The organism is Microcoleus sp. CAWBG640, from assembly GCF_020883015.1.
GTDB classification, from domain to species: domain Bacteria; phylum Cyanobacteriota; class Cyanobacteriia; order Cyanobacteriales; family Microcoleaceae; genus Microcoleus; species Microcoleus anatoxicus.
This window is the reverse complement of sequence record NZ_JAHRFC010000038.1, coordinates 21,656-38,240: the sequence shown is the minus strand read 5'-3', so window position 1 is coordinate 38,240 and position 16,585 is coordinate 21,656. Positions and strand designations below refer to the sequence as shown.

The window sequence follows — 16,585 nt, the reverse complement described above, 5'->3', positions numbered from 1 at the left end:
TCTGCGGTTTAATCATTCCGAAAAAAAACTATGCGATATCACAATCAACAATCAACAATATTTTAGCAGTGAGTTATGAAGATTCTGTTAGTAGAAGACGACGATCGCATTGCCCAAGCATTAGCAGAAGCCCTCACCGATCAACATTATGCCGTAGACATAGCCGCCGACGGTCAAGAAGGTTGGAACTTTGCAGAAACTTTTACCTATGACTTAATTCTGCTAGATGTGATGCTGCCAAAAATAGATGGAATCACCCTTTGTCAGCGCTTGCGCCGACAAGGTTTAAAAACCCCCGTTCTCATGCTAACAGCCAGAGACACCAGCAATGATAAAGTAATAGGACTAGATGCCGGAGCTGATGATTATGTCGTTAAACCCTTCGATTTACCAGAATTAGCAGCAAGAATTCGAGCCTTACTGCGGCGGGGAAGTACAACTTTGCCACCAGTATTAGAGTGGGAAAATCTGCGTTTAAACCCGAATACCTGCGAAGTTACTTATCGCGATAATTTGCTGCACTTTACACCAAAGGAGTACAGTTTGCTAGAATTATTCCTACGAACAGGAGGGCGCGTTTTAACACGGAGTGCTATCCTAGACCATATATGGGCTTTTGAAGACTCGCCAGGAGAAGAAACCGTAAAAGTTCATCTCCGGGGTTTGCGACAAAAACTGAAAGCAGCAGGCGCACCAGCTAATTTTATTGAGACTATTTATGGCATGGGTTATCGGCTCAACCAAAACCTCTAATCCCCAATTTCAAGCTTTGGGATGGCGTTTATTGCTATCTTACTTAACAGTTATGGTAGCTATTTTAGGAACTTCTGCTATTGCTGTTTATGAATTATTTACCAGCAGTCTGTATCAAGAATTAGACCAGCGATTGGAGGTTTTGGCTCAAGCAGCTTCTCACAGTTTAGTTGCGATCGAAAAGCAGCACCTTTCAGAACATCCAGAAAAAAAAGGCGATCTATCTCATCAACAAAGTGAACAGCGCAATGATGACTTTCAGATTGAACTCGATCGCGAAAAAGTAACGCGCCAGTTAGACAAAGACGGAGACTTAGACATTCCCTGGCAAAATCTGCGGGAACCAGATCAATCTGTAGAATGGTTTAATGAAGCAGGTAAAATGTTAGGAAATTCCGGCAAGAGTTTACCACCTGTAATAATAAAATCGGGTTTCCAAACCATACAAAACGGGCAAATTCGGTCGGCGACAATTCCAGTTTATATTTCTTATAATGATAAGAAACAAGAATTAAAAGGTTATATTCGCACCAGCGAATCTACTAAAGAAGTCGAAGAAGTTCTCAGCAGACTCCGCTGGAATTTGGGTTATGGGAGTATTATTTTTCTGAGCTTGACTGCGGTTGGTGGTTTGTGGCTGACTAAGCAATCTCTCAAGCCAATTGAGGATAGTTTTCAGCAGTTAAAACAATTCACTGCTGATGCTTCTCACGAGTTGAGAAGTCCGCTGACGGCGATTAAAACTTCAGTGGAAGTGATGCAGAGTCATCCTGAGAGAATTCATGCAGCGGATGTTAAGAAAATGGTGGCGATCGCCTCTGCTACTAAACAGATGACTCAGTTAGTTGAAGACTTACTTTTATTAACTAGAATGGATGCACCAGCAGCCATGATCGCCCGCGAGTGGATAGCGGTTCCGTTAGACGAACTATTAGAGGATTTGCTAGATTTGTGGGAACTGCAAGCTCAAGAAAAGCAAGTTATTCTCAAGTCAAATTTAGCCATTGATACGTCTGTAATGGGAGATGCTGCACAGCTAACTCGTTTGTTTTCTAACTTGATTGGAAACGCAATTCATTACACACCAGCGGGCGGAATTGTGACTGTTTCTCTGAGCAGACAGAACCGATCGACAATTGTGAGTGTAGAGGATACTGGTATCGGCATTGCTCCAGAAGATGTCAAGTTAGTTTTCGACAGATTTTGGAGAGCAGATCGAGCCAGAAATCGCCGCGCAGGGGGTTTGGGGATGGGATTGGCGATCGCCCAAGCAATTGTCCAAAGCCACCGAGGAGAAATTAGCGTTACCAGTCAGCTAGGAGTAGGTAGCTGTTTTCAAGTAAAATTCTCCTCAGTAGCTTAAGAGTTGATATTAATAGAAAACCTTAACTCTTCTCCAGATTCTCCTTTTTCACCGCTTTCTCCTTTTTCTCCCTCTTCTCCTTTTTCTCCACCTTCCCCGCCCTTGGAAGCTGTCATTGTGACATTACTATCTGTCAAGGAAAGTTCAGAAGTGAAACTACTTTTTTTCCGGGGTTTTGGTCTTTTTCCTTCGCCGCTTTCTCCTTGTTCGCCCCCACTGCTACTCATTAAGACGATGGGTTTAACTGGCTTGCTGTTGCTCATCGATGAATTAGCAGCATTACTTAAAAGAGAAATAGGGGAAAATTGATTAACACTGCTGTCATTCTGGGATGCGATCGCACTAGCAGCTACAGAGGTTAAAACGCAAGCTCCAATGCCGAGCCAAATCTTAGTTTTACTTTGCATCTTTAAAAAAGCCTTATTCTGGGTGATTACTGCTACTATCCCAGAAAAAAGTAAAGAACTCGGAAAGAACCAAAAACATCGAAAAATTGTTTGCACAGACATTACCTTATTGCTACAATGCGAGTCCATTAGCAACCTGTAGGAGTGTCCCCAATGATTATCTGTATGGCAAATATTCTGACTTCAGAGGAATTAGGATTAATTGTCGATCGCCTAAAAAATGCTGAATTTGTCGATGGGAAATTAACAGCAGGTTGGTACGCCCAACAAGTAAAAAATAATGCTCAACTAAAAAATGATGCGGCTCCAACTCAGGAACTCAGAAATTTAGTCAATCAAGCACTAAAACGCAATTCTTTATTCCAAATAGCGGCGCGCCCTAAAGCAATTCGTCCCATTATGTTTAGTCGCTATCAGGGAGGAATGTACTACGGGACACATATTGATAATGCGATTATGGGAGACGAAGAACTAATGCGATCGGATTTGTCTCTCACTCTATTTCTCAGCGATCCTGCCACTTATACGGGCGGGGAATTAGTGATTGAAAGTACCCAAGGCGAACAAGCTTTTAAACTTGATGCTGGTTCAATGGTTGTTTATCCTACTACAACTTTACATCGTGTGGAACCTGTCACTGAAGGTGAAAGACTAGCGGCGGTGACTTGGGTGCAGAGTTTAGTTCGGGATGCTCACAAACGAGAAATTCTCTTTGATTTGGATACGGTTCGCGATACCCTTTTTCAGAAGTCTGGAAAGACAGCGGAGTTTGACTTGCTATCCAAAAGCATTGCTAATTTGCTGCGAAAATGGGCTGATGTTTAGGTTGAGCAGGACTTACGCAAGAGACTAAGGGATTGGGGCAACCACGGGGATTGCCCCTAGATTAACACGAGATATAGATGTCGTGCATCCAGGACTATTGAGGAGGTTTTGGAGGCGGATGAAAGAAATTTTAGGTCTTTCCGAGTTCTTTACTTTGTTTTGTCACATTAGTAATTGTAAATGAGTTAAGCAACCAGGATCTAACAAATGAGCAACCAAACTAAAATTTGGACAGGCGTGGGACAGTCTTATGTGACACAAGACAATTCTATCGATGTCGATCCAGTATCATCGGAGAGATACCAACTCTCAATTGGTGAAAGTGGTGAAAGTGGTGAAAGTGGTGATGACAGCCGTTACGAAAATGGCAACGGCTATTCTGAGTACCAAAATGGCAACGGCTATTCTGAGTACCAAAATGGCAACGGCTATTCTGAGTACCGAAATGGCAACGGCTATTCTGAGTACCAAAATGGTAACAGCAATTCTGGGTACATAAGTAGTAGCAGCAATGATGGATACCAAAGTGGTTATCAAAACGGCACTTCAGCGAGTGTTAGTAATTATGGATACGAAAGCGGCGGCTATTTCTACGAGAATGAAATTAAAGGTACAGATAGTGATGACAACTTGACAGGAATTCTTGGCAATAATATTTTCAAAGGAGGCAAGGGCAATGATATTCTGACTGGCAGCAATGGCAATGATAAACTAGAAGGCGGCAAGGGTTTTGACACACTTAGCGGCGGTGCAGGAAATGATATCCTTGATGGAGGGAAGGGCAATGATATTCTGACCGGCGGCATGGGTTCGGATTTATTTGAGCTGGAAGGGCGAGGGGCTGCAAATACTCTCGCTCTCGCTGATATCATCACGGACTTTCAAAAAGGCGCAGACATACTGAAGCTCAAAGATGGCTTAGGATTTGCTAACATTAATATCACTCAAGGAACTGGAATTTATGCTAGCGATACTCTGTTAAGGATAGCAGGCACTGGTCAATATTTGGCAGTGTTGAAAGGAGTTAATGCTGGAAATCTTAACGCGACTGATTTTACTTTTTCATAATGCTAGGATTTGCGCCGAAGCCGGGTTTTTCACAACAGGACTTACCCACTTCGACCAAAGAAACCGGGTTTTTTACCGAATCTGCGGGTAACAACGAAATATTTTCGCAAAAAAACCCGGTTTCTGCCTACCCGTGCGTCCAAAACTATACAAAAGCGAAATATTTTCGCAAAAAAACCCGGTTTCTGCCTACCCGTGCGTCCAAGAATATCTGATTTGTCAACAACAAAATATCTAAAAAATAGGAGAATAAATAGATGGCAAGCGCTAACTTTCGCAAACTTCACCGCCAAGTTGCACCGATTATTTTCATCCCTTTACTATTGAGTGCATTAACTGGTGTTGCCTATCGGCTGGGAGAAGATTGGTTTGGCATAGAAGGTGATGCTGCCAAGATTTTTATGGATATTCACCAAGGAAGCTATCTCGGAAAGGAACTCAGACCATTTTATGTGCTTTTGCTGGCTTTGGGAGTGATTGGGCTGATAGTTACTGGTTTGACGATGACCAAATTTTTGGGTGGCGCACGCCCTGAAAGACCAGGTGCTAAACTTGATTTTCGTAAGGTTCACCGTATTGCTACACCGATTATTGTCTTGCCTTTAGCAGTCAGTACAGTCACAGGTGTAATCTACCGAGTTGGCAGAAGTTGGTTTAAGATGCCGAAAGAGGTAGGAGAAGTTTTTCTGAATATCCACCAAGGAGAATATTTGGGAAATTTTTTGATGCCAATCTATGTGTTTTTGGTAGGTTTGGGTGTGATTTTGCTGCTGGTAACAGGAATCAATATGACTGGTATTTTTCGGAAACGCCGCCAGCAAACAACAGAGGAAGATAGCTAATAGATTTTTTTTTCGGGGAATGACTGATGAATATCGTGGTTTTAATTCTCTCTACAGTTGCATCTTTTTTGGGGAACTGGTATACAATAATTCTCTGGTCGCTGACCTTTAATTAAGATGAAAAATAGAAGTATTGAAACGGCAAAATCAAGTCTTAAGTCAAAAATTGTATGGAAAAGTCTGCTACAAGGAAGTCGCACCAGTACATTTTTTAGTGAAGTATTAAGTAACAGCGGTCACTTTTTAATTCTGAAGAGTTTATCAGACTTAATATTAGCTGGTTTCTTCAAATTTATCACAGACCCAACTGAATATTTACTGATAGTAGCAATGCTTGTTCAGGCTTGGTATCTGTCGAACTCGAAATGCCACCGTTTTTGGGGAAACCTGATCTGCGTTGGCATCTATACGCTGATTGATGTGCCGATAGACGGGCTAGATTTTTTCCAAAATCCTAGTCACGTTGTCTTTTGGTTATTTTCTCTGATGATTGCTACTTTGCAAGGATTGCGATTCCATTGGGCTAAGGGTATTGATGATTGGCTGATTCCACTGGAAAGTTTGGTGAGGGCTCTGATGGTGGTAGCTTTTTATGTTGTGATTGGGATTAAGTCTCAATATTTAATTGCTAATCTAGAATTAATTGTGACATTTGCGGGGACGGCAACGCATTGGTTTCTTAGTTGGAGTATGGTGTTTATCGGTTTGCTTTTAGGGTTGCAGTCGGTACAGCTTGTCAAACAGAGAAAGCAGCTACAAAAAACTGCTCAACTACTGGGAAATATGGCAGAATGGGGGATGGGAAGTCATGTAGTAGAAACAGCGCTTAATAATCCAGCAGGTTTGGCTTTTCAAAAGTGCGATCGCACGATTTTATTTATGGATATTCGCGGTTTTACAAGTTGGTGCGAAAAAACTTCCCCTGAGACAGTTGCAGCGGTTCTAAATGAATATTACCGCTGTGTTGAACCAGCAGTTGCTCAGTTTAAGCCTTTAAGAATAACATTTACCGCCGATGAAGTCATGGCGATTTATGCTACGCCAGAGCAGGGAATTGCTGCGGCTAAATCTATGAGTAAAGCTGCTTTAGAAATGCTTGAATTATATGGAATTGGTGCGGGCTGCGGGGTGCATTGCGGGAGCGTTATTGAAGGGCTATTTGGTGGTGAAGATGTTCGGACTTATACGGTAATTGGTGATGTTGTCAATACAGCAAAACGCTTAGAAAGTGCCACGCCTGGTGGTGCGATTACTATTTCTGATGCTGTTTATCAAAGGATGTCACAAAATCTAAGGGTTGAACCTTGCGAACCGATCGCGGCTAAAGGTAAAACCGCGACTTTAATTGCATGGCGGTTAATATAGCTAGCCGTCATTCATGACGAATTTAATATTATTGGTTTTTCCGACCATCGGGCATGGTAGTTCCTCCCATACTGGCTCGATCGAGACTAGCACCATCCATGTTAGAATTACGGAGGTTAGCATTAGAAAGATTGGCATCTCTCAAGTCCGCAAAGCGCAAATCTGCACCGTCTAAATTAGTATTGGTCAAGTTAGCTTTCCTGAAATTAGTATTGCTGATTCTGGCTCCTATTAAAACTGAGCCACTTAAGTCGGTGCGTGCTAAGTTAGTGTTGACAAAATCTGCTATCTCGAAAGTACCTCCGCTGAGGTTGGCGTCTGATAAATCTGCTCCGGTAACGATCGGATTTTTTAAGGTGAGGTTAACTAATTTTACACCTCGGAGGTCGCAGCGGATGCAGCTTTGAGTTAGCAGCAGGGTTTCGACGTTGGCGTTGATTTGCTCAATTTCCTGTTGGGATACCTTTTCGGCAAATTCGGGGGAGACGTAGCCGAGGTTTTTGGGGTCGTCTTTTTTGGGTGGTTGGGGAGTTTTTGGTTGGCCGATCGCACTTAGCCCTAGTCCCACCTGGGGACACTCTGGAATTGCTGCAAACATCAGTAGCGAGATCGACAATATTGTAATTTTTTTCATTGTATTTTTTTTCATATATCGTTGACAAAATACCATTTATATTTTATCTTATAACTGAGCTAAATTGAGCTCAATAAATCCAAATTTAAATAAAAGACTTCGGAACCATCCGGTGCGCGAATTAATTTTTCAACAGCCGCAGGTAGTTGCTGTTGGCGGTACAATAGGGGAATTTCGCAAAAAGCTGCTTCGGAAATTTCTAAAATCTTCGGCATATCAGGAATGGGAATTCCCAACCGCTCGCCTTGATTGAAAGTGCAAACAATTAGGTAGTTGCAGTCAGCCATACTTTTAGTGGATTTAAATATTTTAGATAAATCAATTAGCGTAATTAGTTCTTCCTGATGCCTGACTAAACTATTACCACTATCTAAAAAACCGTAGGGATTAAAGTCTTTGACAACGCGCTGTACTCGTTCAATGGGAACAGCATAATAAACGCTGCCTAGGTCAAAGGAAACTAATTTGCGGGCCGGGGATCTGGCATTAGTTTGTTTCTGGTTGCGGAAGCGGCGATTGTAGTTGGCGTGAGTCATGTCGATTTGGGATTGTGGATTGAATATTATTGAACCGCGAAGGCGCGAAGGACGCGAAGGAAGAACCCCCCTGCCACCCTCTACTCCCCAAGGGGGAAGGAAGAAAATGCTGTTCTTTCTTCGCGCTCTTTGTGTCTTCGCGGTTCGTTAATCATATTGTTTGATGTTTGATTAGTTTGGGGATGGCTTCTAAAAGTTGGGCTTCGCTGTAAGGTTTGGTGAAGTATTGATTTGCGCCTAGTTCCATTGCCATTTGGCGGTGTTTTTCGCCGCTGCGGGAGGTGAGCATGGCTACGGGAATTTTAGCAAACCGTTGGGTCGATCGCACCGATCGCAAAAATTCAAATCCATCCATCCGGGGCATTTCAATATCCACAATCGCTAAACTGCAATCGAGACCGTTTTGCAACTTTTCCAGGGCGTCCAAGCCGTCCTTGGCTTGCACTACTCGATAGCGAGCTCTCGTCAGCATCAATGACAGCAATTGCCGAATTGTATAGGAATCGTCTACCACTAAAATTTGCGGTGCATGACTCGAAGTTGGTGCTAAATGTGGTACTTTACCAGACACAGGGGCGATCGAACTATTTGCTGAAGGTTGGCCCACCAAATCATCCACATCCAAAATAGTCACCACTCGCCCGTCTCCTAAAATCGTACTTCCCAAAACCCCGCGAGGCTTAGACAGAGGCGATGGTAAGGGTTTTACCACAATTTCCTGCTGACCGATGAGCCGTTCCACGGCAACCGCTAGCATTCCTTCGCTAGAAGCTAAGACTAGCACCGGAATGTGCTCTTGGGTTAAAGGGTCAGGAGAGGGGGCATCGGGGCCTAAAACGCTATATTCGAGCAAGTCTTGGAGTCGCACTAAACGAATAAATTCCTCCCGCCACCACAGCATGGGCTGATTTCCGGCGGTGTGCACTTCGGAGGCTTTGATGTGGAGAATTTCCTCGACTGCATCCAGTGGTACTGCTATTTTATTGCGATCGGTCTTCACCATCAAGGCGTCAGTAATCGACAGTAAAAGTGGCAGTTTGATGATAAAACTCGTGCCTTTTCCCAGGCGAGAATCCACCTTTACAGTGCCTCGAACCGTCCGCAAATTCGCCCGTACCACGTCGAGGCCAACTCCCCGCCCTGAAAGGTCGCTCACTTCTTCGACTGTGCTGAAACCAGGCCAAAATAGAAAATCGTAGAGTTCCGCAATCGAAAAATCTTCGGCTTGTTCCTCTGTCGCCAAACCCTTTTTCACAATTTTGCGGCGAATGATTTCCGGGTCAATTCCTTTGCCGTCATCGGCGACAGTGATAATAGTTTGGCCACCTTGGTGTCGGGCTTCTATTTCAATTTGACCGCTGGCTGGCTTGCCCATTTCCTGCCTAATTTCGGGGATTTCGATGCCGTGATCGAAAGCGTTTCTGACTAGATGTATTAAGGGGTCGCGCAAAGCATCAAGCAAACTTTCATCAATTTTAGTATCTCTTCCTAATAGCAGCAGGTTAACATCTTTATCGTAGGTGAGACACATATCCCTGAGTGCTCGCGGCAAGTGATCGACGGCGCGGCTGAAACTGACAACTCGCAACTGCATGACTCGGCTGCGTAGCTGTTCGGTGATGCGACGCAGTTGGTCGATACTGCGCTCGAATCTCATGGATAAGGAGTCTAATTTGGTGGCAGATTGAGCAATTGTTTCAGTGGTTTCGATAACTTCGGAGGCTGTAGAGTGGAACTCTGTGTATTGATCCATTTCTAAGACATCAAAGTGAGAATTGGGTCTAGAGGATTTGCCGTTAGTAATGGTGGGAATTTCTTGGTTTAGTTCTGCAAATTTTCCGATTCCTAGGTTGTCATGGGCACTTTTCCAGTCTCCAAAGCTCATCCTGTCATATTCTTCTCGCAACTGACCGCCGAATTGGTTCAAATCGATAATACTGCGACGGATGCGCTTGACTTCGCTGCGGAGTTCGGATTCTTGAAGTTCTAAGTTGGTACGGTTGATGACTAATTCCCCGACTAGATTGACTAATTCTGTCAAGCGTTCTAAGTCTACTCGGATTGTGGGGCGCTGGGGGCTGGGGACTGAGGATGGTGTAGGGGCGGTGGATGGTGCGTGGGTGTCCTTGGTTTTGGGTTCTGGTTGGCTTTCTTCCTGAGTGGGGGGGGAGATTTTGGGGGGGTCGATCGCCTTTCCTGCTAATATTTGCTGACGTGCGGTTTGTAGGTTTTGAGCAATCGCCCAACCCTGGGATTGCAACTGTTCTAGTGTTAAATCCTTTGAGTCGATCAAATCTCTGAGGGGTTCGGCAACTTTCCCAAAGTCTGGCAATTGCAACATTCCAGCTAAACCGGAGAGTTGGTAATAAACCTGGTTGAGTGCGGTGACGCTGATTGCTAAATCAGCCTCTGAAGCTTGGGAAAGTTCGGTTTCTAGGCGATTTAAGACTGGTGGTAATTCGTGTTCAAAAATCAATTTCAGGGTTTCTGGGGCGGGGGATTTGCTGATTACCGGAACTGCCGGTGGTTCTGGCCTGCCGTATTGACGCTCGAATTGAAGTTGAATTTGGGCGATTATCTCCAAGTTTTCTGTTTGATCGGGACTGCTGACATCGGAGTGGTGAATTGATTCGGTAGTAATTTTTTTGAGAGCATCCACACCTTGTAGCAATAGAGTTACTGTTGTCTGTTCTAGGGCTGACAAGTCTGTGCGATCGCGAAAAATGACAAAACACTCCTCCAGAGTGTGAGCTGCGGCAGATACGTTGTTAAACCCCAACATCGAACCAGCACCTTTGATGGAGTGAGCCGCTCGAAACATTTCTTTTACTGCGGCTTCTCGCTGTTTTAAATCACCAGATTCCATTCCCAATAAGTTGCTCTCCATTGATTGCAAAAACTCTTGGGTTTCAGCGGTAAAAGCATCTATTAATTCGTTTAAGTCGATATCATTCATATTAGTCAGTGGGCAGTGGCCAGTGGGCAGTGGGCAGTGGGCTGTTGGCAGTTGGCAGTTGGCAGTTGACAGTTAACCATCAGGACACTCCAAAAGCCCATTGGTGTCAACAACCAGGTTCATTCCACAGTCCGACAGGGGTTTAAACCCCTGCCTCAAAGCTAAAGTCCTCTTAAGAGGACTGAAGAACTCATGAGTCCTCTTAAGAGGACTTTAGCTATTAGACAGGGAATTCATTCCCTGGCGGACTGGCGGGTAGGCGAGAGGACTGGCGGTTGCTATAGCTTAAGTTGACACCAATGGGCATTGCCGTGTCCGACCTGCTGACAGTCAACTGACAACCGTCAACTAACTCCTAAAATTCGCGACTGACTTTTGCAATTTAGAAACAGAACCAGACAGATCGTCCAAAGATGCTTTAACATCCGAACCTTTTTGAGCAGTTGTATTCGCAATCTCATTCACTTGCTGCATACTGTTAGAAATCTCTTCAGCCGAAATAGTTTGTTTGGCTGATGCACGAGTAATATTTTGCACCAAAGCATTCATTTCGCGGCTAACTTCGATGATGGCATTCAGGTGAGTTTTAGCTTCGCTGGCGAGTTTAGTACCTTCCACTACTTCCAGTGTCCCTGATTCCATTGCCTTCATTACACGACTGATTTCTTCTTGAATTGTACCGACAATTTCGGAGATTTCTTCCGTCGCACCGGCGGATCTTTCTGCTAATTTTCGCACTTCTTCGGCTACAACCGCAAAGCCTAAACCTTGTTCGCCCGCGCGGGCTGCTTCAATGGTAGCATTCAGGGCTAACAAATTAGTTTGGGAAGCAAGTTGAGAAATAGATGTCACAATTTTGCCGATTTGTTGGGAAGACTCGCCCAAACGTTTCATCATTTTTGAGGTTGAGGCGATTGTCAATCGGAGTTCGTTAATGCCTTCTACAGCTCGATCGACCGCCATACCGCCAGCCTCAGCGGTGTGAGAAGACTGTTGGGCGACTGTTTCGGCACGCACCGAAACATCTCGCACGTCACGGATTGAATTGACAATGCGATCGATTTCTTGCATGATGGCAGATATTTTGGCTGCTTGAACTTCTGCTTGTTGCGTCAGTTGGCTGGTATTACTAATTGACTCATCGGTGGCTGATGTTACCTGTTCTGCTAAAGTTTGAATTCCTGTAACCACTTTTCGCAGGGAACCGATCAGGAAGTTGAAGGAGTCGGCGACAGCGCCTAAAACATCGTTATGAACTTCTGCTCTGACAGTCAAATCGCCTTGAGCCGCGCCTTTAATTTCTCCTAACAATTTGAGGACCTGCTGGGTCATTGAATCAGCTTCTGCTTTCCGTTCTGCTGCTAATTTTTCTAGTCCTTCTTGTGCTTCTTTTCGTTCATTGATGTCAAAGCGGATGGCAATATATTTAATAATTTTACCATGGGTGTCAAAGATGGGGGCGATGGTGGAATCTACCCAATAAAACGAGCCGTCTTTGCGCCGATTTTTTATTTCACCCTTCCATACCAAGCCGCGAGAAATCGTCAGCCACATTTCTTGAAAAAATGATTTGGGATGATAGCCGGAGTTGACGATGCGGTGGTCGCGGTTGAGGAGTTCTCCCATACTGTAACCAGATATTTGAGTGAATCTTTCGTTGACGTAGGTGATGATGCCTTTGAGGTCTGTTTCGCTGACGATTGCGGATTCATCGAGGGCATTTTGCCGCGTTTTGAGTTCTTGCAGTAAGCGTTCTTGTGACTCTGCTAACTGCTGCATTCGCTTGGTAGATGCTTTTTCTTCGGTGATGTTGCGACAGACAACTACGCCACCTTGGATCGCCCCTGTTTCGTCTTTGAGCGGCCGGCCGTTAATTTTTACCCACACACCCTCTGGCTTGCCTGCGTGCCTGGTGAAAACCTCTGCGTCGTCAACTATTTCTCCTCGAATGGCCCGCGTTAAAGGTATGTCGGCGGTGGGATAGGGAGTGACTCCATCGCTCAAAAATAAACCGTATTTTGCCGACCACTCGTCGGGCAGTGTGTCTGTTGAACCCAAGCCAAAGATATTTTCGGCGGCGGGGTTGAACAGGAAAAAATTGCCTTTTGTGTCGGCTGCAACTACGCCTTCACCAATGCTATCAATTAGCAGTTGCAAGAGGTTTTTTTGCTGTCTAAATTCGGATTCGGAACGGGCTAACTGGGCGGTTGTTTCTTGTAATTGACTAATTGCGTGTTTGCTGTCGGTAATGTCGCGAGCCACTGCATACATGATCTTTTCTTGGTGTAAAGGTCGTGATTTCCACGACAGCCACTTGTAGGAACCGTCTTTGCAGCGGTAGCGATTTTCAAACGCGATTGTTTCGACTCCCTGAGCTATTTTGTTAGCTTCGGATACGGTATGTTGGCGATCGTCTGGATGAACAAAATTGAGAAAAGGTTGTTCTTGTAGTTCTTCTAAAGTGTAGCCGAGGGTTGTTGCCCAGGCGGGATTGACGCGCTTGAATTTGCCTTCAAAATCGGCGATGCACAGCAAGTCTAGGGAAAGGGTGAAAAACCGATCGCGTTCTTGTTCTGCTTGTTTGCGATCGGTAATTTCGACTGCTACTCCGCCGACACCGATCGGCTGACCGGTTTCTCCTGGTAAAGGAAAATATGAGGCTAGCCAATATCGCTGTACGCCCGGTTGACTGACGGTTGTGCCGGAAACTTCTATGTTTAAAAACGGTTCGTTGGTGGCAAGAATCTGCTGCAACATGGGCTCTAGGGTGTGAACCATTTCGGGTACAACTTCCCTCAGCGTGCGCCCTAGGTGTTGGGCAATTGAAGGCCCGGTGGTTTCGGTCAATTTTTCATTTACTTGCACGAACCGCAGTTGGTCATCGAAGATAAACATGGCGGCTGGGGCGGCTGCAAAAAATGCGTCAAAGCGGGCTTGACGCAAGGCGAGTTCTCGTTCTAGGTTCTTGCGATCGGTCACTTCCAAAATGAAAGCCCCAATCCCGATCGGCTTGCCATCTTCTCCCGGTAGCGGAAAGTAAGATGATAGCCAATCCCGCATGACATCTGGCTGTGCGGTAGTTGGATTGGAGTGTTCCATGTTTAAAATGGCTTGGTTGCTACTCAAAACCTGCTGGTACAGAGGGAAGGTGGTTGATGCCATTGCTGGTTCAACTTCCCATAAGGTTTTGCCAATGTATGCTGAAACTGGCTGGCCGCCAAGTTCGGAGAGTTTTTCGTTGAACTGCACGAAGTGGAGTTGTTCGTCGGTGATAAACATTCCCGCTGGTGAAGCGGCGAAAAAGGCGTCAAAGCGGGCTTGACGCAAGGTTAGTTCTCGTTCTAGGGCAATGCGATCGCTGATGTCGCGGCCTTCTGGAATTAACAGCACGACTTTGCCGCTCTCGTCTTTGATGGGTTTGAGGGAGAAGTCAATGGTTGTGACGAAACCTCCGGTAACTAGGACTTCCGCTTCGTAGCGAACTACCTCGCCGCCGGCGGCTTTGGCGACAGCTTCTCGTACCCGCTGCTTGACTTCTGGGGAAATATCCCACCACGGGGTTTCCCAAAACGGCTTCCCTACTATGTCTTCAATCCCCACATCAGTGGCCCAGAGGGCTGTTTGGTTGACTTCTAACATCGTGCCGTCGGGTTCTAGCAGACCTATAAATTGGAACGATTGGTCAAAAATGGCTCGGAACAGTCTTTCCCGATCGCGCAACATCTCTTCTGCCCGCTTGCGATCGCTGATGTCGCGAGTAACCGTCGCTAAACCCAAAGGCTCTCCTGTTTCTGGGTGTTTAACTGTAAATAGACTGTAGTCAACGGGAATGCTCTTGCCGGTGCCAAAGTGCTTGAACCGAAACTCGCCACGCCAATAGCCCGTTTCCATGACTGTGGGCATAATTTCTGCGGTAAATTGCTGGAGGTCTTCTGGAAAAAAGAATTCCCCCGTATTCTTAGTTTTGAGTTCTTCGGGAGAGTTGAGTCCCACTAGCTTGATGCCAGCGGAGTTCAGGTAAAATGGCTCTCCCTCCATTGTTGCCATGCCGATAAAATCCGAGCTACTTTCGACGATCGATCTCAATCTTTGATTTTCGATTTCGGCTTGCTTGCGCCCTGTAATGTCGTTGTTAGTTTCTAAAATTGCTTTGGGTTTTCCCTGTTCGTCTCGCTGCAAATTCCAGCGGCTGAATACGGTAATTTTGGTGTGGTAATTTGTAGTATGAATCAGTTCTCCTTCCCAATATTCCCGATCCTCTAACTGTGCCAATATGGTTTCTAAAGGTTGGGGAAATATGGTAGTAAATAGAGTATGAGTGCATTTGCCTAAAGCTTCTTGTTTCGTGAAGCCGTACATTCTCTCAGCGCCTTGGTTCCAGTAATTAATCGTCCCGTCTAGTTCTCGAATAATCAAAGCATCGCTGGCAAGGTCGAGCATTTGCAAGTTTTGCTGCATGGCTTGTTCCGTGAGCTTGCGATTGCTAATGTTTCGGGCGATGGTTGACAAAAATTCCACTTCTCCATTTTCAGATTTGTGAGCAATAATTACTTGAGAAACTGGTATTTCTTTACCGTCTAAAGTCTGCCAAATTATCTCGCCACTCCACACTCCGTCTCGGCAAGCTGCGGGTATGCCGACTTTCACAATAGTGTCCTTACTTTTGGGAGATATCACGTCAGAAATGCTGACTCCTGCTAAATCGGTACTGTCTCCAACATTCAATATTTCTCTGGTGGCGCGGTTCATATAAAGACTGTGCCCTTTGGCATCTGCCATAGCTACCCAGTCTGTTGTTGCTTCTAAAATTGATTTGAGGCGTAATAGCTGTTTTTCGACTGCGGCGCAATCGCTAATTTCTTGTTGCAATTGTGCATTGGTTTGGGCAATCTGTTCGGTTCTTTCGTACACTCGCTGCTCTAGTTCTGCGGTTAGCTGCTGCAATTGAGCTTCGGTTTGTTTGTTTTCGGTAATATCCCGACCTTCGGCGAGGATTTGAAATACTTCCCCGGCTTCATTTAATAGGGGTTTCAAGGACAGGTCAATTACTGTCACTTGCTTATTGAATCCGGTGATTTCGTATTCTTCTCGGACAAATTTGCCGGCGGATACTTGTTTGATGTGAGTTTTTAGCTGTTGCTGGTTTGTTGAGGATGATGCCCACCAAGGTGTATACCAAAATTTCTGACCCAGCAAATCTGACGGTTCGTAATCACCAAATTCTAGGGCTGTTTGATTGGCTTCGATTAGAGTACCGTCTGGTTCTAATAGCGTTATTAATTGAAAAGCTTGATCGAAGATGGATTGAAATCGCTGAGTAGTTTCACTTAGGGCTTGTTCTGTGTCTTTTTTAGCTTGCAGAATTTGGGTGGAACCTACTAATAAGCTGTAGCGGTTGGAGAGGCTTAAAAAGGCGATCGCCGGAATTACAGTAATCCAATCGGACACTGTTTGCAAAACAGGGGAGTGTGGCAATCCTAAGTGTTCTGCTGCGTGGCCGCTGTGCCCCAAGGCACAACTCCAAAATATGAATGCTGTGACTGTGGCGAAGGTGTCGAAGCCGAATTGGCGGTTTCGCCACAAACCTAAGCTAATCAGTGAGGCGATCGCAAAGTAACACAAAGAAATGATACAATTGGCTACCCCAAGCAGTAATGGCTGGGAGATGTCTGGTAATGTTAGGGTAAAAGTTGTTGCCACAAAGTCATAGATAAGTTGCATAAGTTAGTTGTTATTGGTTATTGGTTAGTTGTTATTGGTTATTGGTTAGTTGTTATTGGTTATTGGTTAGTTGTTATTGGTTATTGGTTATTTGCAATTACCCATGAACCATTCC

11 protein-coding genes are annotated in these 16,585 nt (G+C 45.0%); 6 read left to right on the top strand and 5 right to left on the bottom strand.

Features of this window, described 5'->3' with window-relative positions; genetic code table 11:
* Positions 1-75: 75 nt before the first annotated feature.
* Positions 76-753, top strand: a complete 678-nt coding sequence (locus tag AAFP11_RS18660; RefSeq protein WP_293251332.1) for a response regulator transcription factor — start codon at positions 76-78, stop codon at positions 751-753.
* Entirely contained in the window at positions 719-2,116 is a 1,398-nt protein-coding gene (locus AAFP11_RS18655) for a HAMP domain-containing sensor histidine kinase (protein ID WP_341736135.1), read from the top strand. Before AAFP11_RS18660 ends, AAFP11_RS18655 begins: the two co-directional genes overlap by 35 nt.
* Here the strand turns inward: AAFP11_RS18655 and AAFP11_RS18650 are convergent.
* Positions 2,113-2,523, bottom strand: a complete 411-nt coding sequence (locus AAFP11_RS18650) for a hypothetical protein (protein ID WP_341736136.1) — start codon at positions 2,521-2,523, stop codon at positions 2,113-2,115. The two genes, AAFP11_RS18655 and AAFP11_RS18650, sit on opposite strands and share 4 nt — an antisense overlap.
* A gap of 153 nt (positions 2,524-2,676) precedes the next feature.
* Between AAFP11_RS18650 and AAFP11_RS18645 the strand changes: the two genes are divergently transcribed.
* The 4 genes from AAFP11_RS18645 (at position 2,677) to AAFP11_RS18630 (ending at position 6,623) form a co-directional block, all read left to right on the top strand.
* On the top strand, positions 2,677-3,348 hold the full coding sequence (locus AAFP11_RS18645) for a Fe2+-dependent dioxygenase (RefSeq protein WP_341736137.1): 672 nt from the start codon (positions 2,677-2,679) through the stop codon (positions 3,346-3,348).
* 207 nt (positions 3,349-3,555) lie between these two features.
* The gene (locus tag AAFP11_RS18640; protein ID WP_341736138.1) at positions 3,556-4,416 is read left to right on the top strand and encodes a hypothetical protein; all 861 of its coding nucleotides are present in this window, start codon (positions 3,556-3,558) and stop codon (positions 4,414-4,416) included.
* 257 nt (positions 4,417-4,673) lie between these two features.
* Positions 4,674-5,258, top strand: a complete 585-nt coding sequence (locus AAFP11_RS18635) for a PepSY domain-containing protein (protein ID WP_341736139.1) — start codon at positions 4,674-4,676, stop codon at positions 5,256-5,258.
* Between the two features lie 117 nt (positions 5,259-5,375).
* Positions 5,376-6,623, top strand: a complete 1,248-nt coding sequence (locus AAFP11_RS18630; protein WP_341736140.1) for an adenylate/guanylate cyclase domain-containing protein — start codon at positions 5,376-5,378, stop codon at positions 6,621-6,623.
* Positions 6,624-6,651: 28 nt separating this feature from the next.
* On the opposite strand, the gene AAFP11_RS18625 is transcribed toward AAFP11_RS18630, so the two are convergent.
* The 4 genes from AAFP11_RS18625 to AAFP11_RS18610 all read right to left on the bottom strand — a co-directional run bounded on the left by AAFP11_RS18625 (position 6,652) and on the right by AAFP11_RS18610 (position 16,470).
* Positions 6,652-7,257 (bottom strand): pentapeptide repeat-containing protein, encoded by a 606-nt coding sequence (locus AAFP11_RS18625; RefSeq protein ID WP_341736141.1) that lies wholly within the window; start codon positions 7,255-7,257, stop codon positions 6,652-6,654.
* A gap of 59 nt (positions 7,258-7,316) precedes the next feature.
* Positions 7,317-7,793, bottom strand: a complete 477-nt coding sequence (locus AAFP11_RS18620) for a chemotaxis protein CheW (RefSeq protein WP_341736142.1) — start codon at positions 7,791-7,793, stop codon at positions 7,317-7,319.
* 151 nt (positions 7,794-7,944) lie between these two features.
* Positions 7,945-10,749: a hybrid sensor histidine kinase/response regulator gene (locus AAFP11_RS18615; RefSeq protein WP_341736143.1), complete on the bottom strand. Its 2,805-nt coding sequence runs from the start codon at positions 10,747-10,749 to the stop codon at positions 7,945-7,947.
* A 348-nt stretch (positions 10,750-11,097) separates the two neighbouring features.
* Positions 11,098-16,470, bottom strand: coding sequence for a PAS domain S-box protein (locus AAFP11_RS18610; protein WP_341736144.1), 5,373 nt, complete (start codon positions 16,468-16,470; stop codon positions 11,098-11,100).
* Positions 16,471-16,585 lie beyond the last annotated feature (115 nt).

Bases quoted from the DNA above. Each gene is read 5' to 3' on its own strand.
- AAFP11_RS18615 (WP_341736143.1), bottom strand. From the start codon at position 10,749: ATGAATGATATCGACTTAAACGAATTAATAGATGCTTTTACCGCTGAA.
- AAFP11_RS18650 (WP_341736136.1), bottom strand. From the start codon at position 2,523: ATGCAAAGTAAAACTAAGATTTGGCTCGGCATTGGAGCTTGCGTTTTA.
- AAFP11_RS18625 (WP_341736141.1), bottom strand. From the start codon at position 7,257: ATGAAAAAAATTACAATATTGTCGATCTCGCTACTGATGTTTGCAGCA.
- AAFP11_RS18620 (WP_341736142.1), bottom strand. From the start codon at position 7,793: ATGACTCACGCCAACTACAATCGCCGCTTCCGCAACCAGAAACAAACT.
- AAFP11_RS18635 (WP_341736139.1), top strand. From the start codon at position 4,674: ATGGCAAGCGCTAACTTTCGCAAACTTCACCGCCAAGTTGCACCGATT.
- AAFP11_RS18630 (WP_341736140.1), top strand. From the start codon at position 5,376: ATGAAAAATAGAAGTATTGAAACGGCAAAATCAAGTCTTAAGTCAAAA.
- AAFP11_RS18640 (WP_341736138.1), top strand. From the start codon at position 3,556: ATGAGCAACCAAACTAAAATTTGGACAGGCGTGGGACAGTCTTATGTG.
- AAFP11_RS18645 (WP_341736137.1), top strand. From the start codon at position 2,677: ATGATTATCTGTATGGCAAATATTCTGACTTCAGAGGAATTAGGATTA.
- AAFP11_RS18660 (WP_293251332.1), top strand. From the start codon at position 76: ATGAAGATTCTGTTAGTAGAAGACGACGATCGCATTGCCCAAGCATTA.
- AAFP11_RS18655 (WP_341736135.1), top strand. From the start codon at position 719: ATGGCATGGGTTATCGGCTCAACCAAAACCTCTAATCCCCAATTTCAA.
- AAFP11_RS18610 (WP_341736144.1), bottom strand. From the start codon at position 16,470: ATGCAACTTATCTATGACTTTGTGGCAACAACTTTTACCCTAACATTA.